Below are 5,164 nucleotides of genomic sequence, written 5' to 3'. Positions count from 1 at the left end.
TGCCAGCGTTATAAGCTTGTTTTAGTTCAAGGGGTTACAATGGATTGTCGGTTTGAACCAATAGTTTTAGATGCCAATTTTACAGATTGTGTTCAGTTTCGTGAAGACTCTTATTTTTGTAGTTTTGGTACTTCTGAAGGCTACCTCGAAACAATTGGTCAAAATGGTGAGGTTTACTATTCCAAACTACTTTCTAGACTTGGCTCGCCTGAATGGGGTTATTTCCATTTATGGTCTGGTGATGAATTGATAGGGCAGTTGGAGTTTAAGTCTCATTCTGAAATTGCAGGCTTTGGGTACATTCACCTGATTTATTTAGTTCCAAATTATCGAGGTTTAGGTCTTTCTGAAACCATCCATAAATTTCTAATCAAGCAATTGAAATTAATGGGTTGTAATGGTGCGGTATTATCAGTTAGCCGAGAAAATAAACGGGCAGTTAGCTTTTATCAAAAAAATGGTTGGCAGTATTGGAAACCTAATCATAATCATCAACTAACTGATTTCTTTAGCATTGAATTCTGCTTATAACAAAGCCATCAACACGATTTATTACATTCGGCATTGTAGGTTTGTCTTTAGTTTCGGTGTTTAAGGCGTTAAAATTCAAGTAAGTCGTCATCGTAATAAACGTGTTATGGCGGCGTTATATTTTCATTTGAACAATGCGTAAAATTGCAAATTACTGTATTATTTCCCACGGATATGGCCGTAAGTATATAATTTTATATAAGTTGACGTAAATGGCATCAATAAAAGAAACATTTGAAAATCATCCCGTGGTATTTGGGGGCGCATTATTAATTGCAGGTTTCATTTCTGGGTACAAAGTTTATCCAGAGCTGCATCCGTTAAAAGAGCCTAAGCAGCAGGAACCAGTAATAAAAATAGAGAAAGTGCGAGAAGTCGTAGGATGTGAAGTTATCGGTTTTGAGACGTTGGAAAAGAATCACCACTCAAGGTTAAGCGCTTTGCAAAATCAATTAATGGCTTGGAGTCTGACGCTGCCGATAAAAATAACGCATTTTATAAGTATGAATACAGTGAAGCAGCTCAACGTGTTAGAGAGGATATCAAGGTTCAAATTACTAGTTATGAGAAATCACTATCTACTCTAAAGGCTACTTGTAAAACTGCGGTTTCTTAAGCGCCTATTGAAAATATAACAAATGCATCAACACGATTTACTACATTCGGCATTCTAGATTGTCTTTAGTTTCAGTGATTAAGGCGTTAAAATTCAGCTAGAACTGCATAGTAGCAAACGTGTTATGCAGGCGTTATATTTTTTAAAAAATGTGTAGCAATATAAATAATAAAAAAGGATTAAAATTTGAAACATAATAAACCAAAATCATTGACAGAATATCAGCAATATTTTGAGAACTTGTACGGTAATATCAATAATGAACGTGATTGGGTCGATATCTACGGTTATTTATCTCGAACTACAGGATATTTAACACGCAGTGTGATTAAAAAAACAGCCATAGCACAAGACTTTATTCGCCCTATTTCTTGGCTATTCGCTTTGTCTTCAAAATTAGATATTTCTGTTGAAGATAGTTTTTTAAAAAAGTTCCCTAATAGCTGCCCATATTGTATTGAGCCTGTATGTTGCTGTTTTAAAACAAACAAAAAACCTAAAGAAGAAATTTTACCTTATAAAATTAAAGAGAAACAAGCTGAGCGTTATGATGCAATCTCAAGGTTTGGGGATAAAAACTTCGAATGGTCATTACGCAATATTTCAGGTATTTATCCAAATAATGAAGTGATTTGGCATTTTTCTGGTCCATGGATGACTTGTTCTAAATTATTTGAAGAAGTTGCGGAGTTACATGAAGCTATTGATAAGTTCAATATTGGCTCTAAAAGTAAAGAAAATGTCGAAGAAGAAGTTGCAGATGTCCTTGCATGGATACTTTCTGCATGGATCGGTTCAAATACCGGTACTTGTTTAGACGACGAAATTGTAAATTACTTTTACGATGAATGCCCTGTTTGTAATGTTAACCCATGCGAATGTAAGCAAGGTGACGCAAGAATCCAAGGGCTAGTAGATCCATCGAAGTTTGCTGAGTTAAGAGTGTTATTTGAAGAGCTAGAAAAATTATCACCAGATGCTAGCAGCGATATTCAAGAGTTAATTACTTCGTTGAAAGAAGTTGAGACAACTCAAGATGAAGTCGTTGCTACAGCAGCGATAAAAGATGTAGAAAGCAAATTTCAATCATTTAAAGCTAAGTTAGCTACAACTGAAGATATCACTAAAAAATTAGCTTCAATCGGTAAATCTGTAATGGCTCTCTTAGGCAGCTTTGCTTAAAATATAACAAATGCATCAACACGATTTACTACACTCGGCATCTCAGGTTGTCGGGTGTTTCTCGTTTTAAGGCGTCAATTTTAAGTATAATTGTATAGTAGTAAACGTGTTATGCAGGCGTTATGTCATCGGTGAAATATATGGAATCCAAAATTATAACAATTGAGATTGATGTTAAGAATGATATGAAAAAATCATATGATTATATTGTTGAAAAATTTGAGGTGGTGACAGAGTTTAACCTTTGGAAAGCATACTCTGAACAGCTCCTTAAGGGTGAAAGGACGCCTATGTTAGATGTTGTGGATTATGAAAAAGCTTTTTATCAATATTGGATAAACTCAGGTCATCATATTAGAAAGCAAGTAAATGATGATAAGGCCCTATTAGAATTATTAACTTTATTTTTCCCTAAATATACAGAGAAAAGTATTGTGCTATACCGTGGTGAAAATTTAGATGCGTACAATGATAAGCGCATTGGTTTTTGCTGGACTCCAAATGTTGATAAAGCTAAACAATTTATGAGTAGCAATGCCTTTGGTTCTGGTGGTGTTTTGTTACGATGCAAGTGTCAACCAGATTGGATATTATCTTCTTTAAGCTTAGATGAGCACAGCAGACATTTGGGTGAAGATGAGCATATAGTCAATCCATTTTTGTTACGTAATATTGAAGTATTAGATAGCATTGCATCGTTAGAATAATGACATAACAAATGCATCAACACGATTTGCTACATTCGGCATTCTAGGTTTGTCGGGTGTTTCTCGTTTTAAGGCGTCAATGTTAAGTATAATTGCATAGTAGTAAACGTGTTATGCAGGCGTTATGCCGCTTTTGAAAGACTTATATTAATAATTACCGCATTCTATTTTGCTATGATAATATGATTCTTTTTATTGAGAGTAATACTAAATGGGTAAGCTTAAAGGACTAATTGCTGCTTCTCTTATTCTGACGAGTGCATCTTCTTACGCAAATGTTAATGAACACGTTCAAAAATCTAATCATCAATTTTATATTGGTGCTGATTTATCGATGGCTAACAATGTTGAGCTTGAAGTAGGAAATGCATCAGCAGAAGAATCAAGTGATTTAGGTTACAACCTTGTCGCAGGTTATGAATTTGATACTCACCGAGTTGTAAAAACTAGCATTGAAGCTGAGTATCGAACATTTGGTGACATTGACAATACAGGCTCTTTAAGCTCTGATGGTGATGCATTTTTCATTAATGCTAAAGCTAAACTATTTGTCCTCTATGATTTTGGAAATATTTACTTTGCTCCAATGGTTGGTGTTGGTCAAATAGATATCAATGTTAAAGACAGCGCAAATCAAAACTACTCAAAAAAAGAAATGGGTTACCAATTGGGTGCCGAAATTGGCACTCGATTACCGCAAGGATTAGACCTAAATCTAGGTTATCGCGCAGCATTTACAGAAATAGAAGAAGCTAACTTAACGTTAACTGGTTTTTATCTAGGTGCACGTTATTTCTTCTAAATCAGCAGCATAACAAATGCATCAACACGATTTGCTACACTCGGCGTTGTCAGTTTGCCTTTAGTTTCAGTGATTAAGGCGTTAAAATTCAGCTAGGTCTGTATGGTAGCAAACGTGTTATGCAGGCGTTATGCCTCTTAAATAAACATACAAACGGAGTATCAATGTCAATATCTACAATAAGCAGTAGTATTATGAGGACTCAAAAAGAGTTGGCTGATATTGCTCATAAAATTAGTCTAGAAACTAAAAAAGAATCAGATTGCTCCAATAGGATTGGACAAATCAATAGGTCTATAACAAAAAATACAAGTGAGGGTACGCTTAAATCAAAGTTTGGGGAAATACAACGAAAACAAAATGAAATTGCAAAAATTCAAGTAAAAAAAGCGACTCTTGCAAAAATGGAAGCTGATAAAAATGGAAAGTTACTGAAGCTTAAACAAGATTTAGCTAAAGAAGAAGAGAAAGAACGGAAGAAATTAGCTTTATCTGCCGAAAAAGAAAGGAAGAGATTATTAACTCTAGAAAAGCAGCAACAAAGAGAACAAATAGCATTTCAACAAAAGCTGCAGAATGAAATAAAAGCTACAGCACAGGCGCAGAACACAATGGTTGACGGTATAATCAATAAGTCCTTATTGACAACTGAATATGATTTATTCATTTCCCATGCTTCAGAGGATAAAGATGATTTTGTTAGACCTTTGGCTGAAACCCTTGAAAATTTGGGCGTTAAGGTTTGGTATGATGAATTCACATTGAAAGTTGGCGATAGTTTAAGAAAAAGTATTGATCATGGTTTAGTAAAATCGAGGTTCGGTACTGTTATTTTGTCATCTTCATTTTGCTCAAAAAACTGGACTCAATATGAGTTAGATTCAATGGTAGCTAGAGAAATGGACGGTCATAAAATGATTCTTCCAATTTGGCATAAAGTGACTAAAACTGATGTGATTAATTTTAGTCCAGCATTAGCTGATAAAGTTGCTTTGAATACATCAATTAGTAGTATTGAAGAAATTGCAGGGCAGCTTGCTGAAGTAATTTTACCAGTCGAGGCATAACAATCGCATCAACACGATTTGCTACATTCGGCATTCTAGGCTTCTTTGAGTTTACCGTGTTAAGTGGTAAATTTAGGCTTAATTTGCATGGTAGCAAACGTGTTATGCAGGCGTTGTGCGTACTGAGTCCGAAATTTTTTGCACGGTTCATCAAAAGGATCGCGGCTTTCGTAGTTTCGGCTTAGTAAGCGTAAATTTCTTCTTTGTTTCCTTTTGGTTTTCCATTTCATCAGGTTCGGCAAATTAGCCCTTATTTCCC

The 5,164-nt window shown here is 35.0% G+C and carries 7 protein-coding genes; 6 read left to right on the top strand and 1 reads right to left on the bottom strand.

Annotated elements, in window-relative coordinates; genetic code table 11:
• The 6 genes from BTO23_RS15590 to BTO23_RS15565 all read left to right on the top strand — a co-directional run.
• Nucleotides 1-531, top strand: a 531-nt coding sequence (locus tag BTO23_RS15590; protein ID WP_105063970.1) for a GNAT family N-acetyltransferase, incomplete at its 5' end; no start/stop codon positions are given.
• 212 nt (nucleotides 532-743) lie between these two features.
• The gene (locus BTO23_RS15585; protein WP_105063969.1) at nucleotides 744-1,118 is read left to right on the top strand and encodes a hypothetical protein; all 375 of its coding nucleotides are present in this window, start codon (nucleotides 744-746) and stop codon (nucleotides 1,116-1,118) included.
• 215 nt (nucleotides 1,119-1,333) lie between these two features.
• The gene (locus tag BTO23_RS21465) at nucleotides 1,334-2,329 is read left to right on the top strand and encodes a MazG-like family protein (RefSeq protein WP_211295935.1); all 996 of its coding nucleotides are present in this window, start codon (nucleotides 1,334-1,336) and stop codon (nucleotides 2,327-2,329) included.
• Between the two features lie 140 nt (nucleotides 2,330-2,469).
• Nucleotides 2,470-3,036 (top strand): hypothetical protein, encoded by a 567-nt coding sequence (locus BTO23_RS15575; protein WP_105063968.1) that lies wholly within the window; start codon nucleotides 2,470-2,472, stop codon nucleotides 3,034-3,036.
• 211 nt (nucleotides 3,037-3,247) lie between these two features.
• Nucleotides 3,248-3,838 (top strand): outer membrane beta-barrel protein, encoded by a 591-nt coding sequence (locus BTO23_RS15570; RefSeq protein ID WP_105063967.1) that lies wholly within the window; start codon nucleotides 3,248-3,250, stop codon nucleotides 3,836-3,838.
• A gap of 164 nt (nucleotides 3,839-4,002) precedes the next feature.
• Nucleotides 4,003-4,905, top strand: a complete 903-nt coding sequence (locus BTO23_RS15565; protein ID WP_105063966.1) for a toll/interleukin-1 receptor domain-containing protein — start codon at nucleotides 4,003-4,005, stop codon at nucleotides 4,903-4,905.
• Nucleotides 4,906-4,964: 59 nt separating this feature from the next.
• On the opposite strand, the gene BTO23_RS21460 is transcribed toward BTO23_RS15565, so the two are convergent.
• A partial coding sequence (locus tag BTO23_RS21460) for a hypothetical protein (protein WP_211295934.1) occupies nucleotides 4,965-5,164 on the bottom strand: 200 nt, incomplete at its 5' end.

It is taken from the genome of Aliivibrio sifiae, from assembly GCF_002954715.1.
Taxonomy (GTDB): domain Bacteria; phylum Pseudomonadota; class Gammaproteobacteria; order Enterobacterales; family Vibrionaceae; genus Aliivibrio; species Aliivibrio sifiae.
Note: the sequence above shows the minus strand (reverse complement) of the source record. Positions and strands in the feature narration are given on the sequence as shown.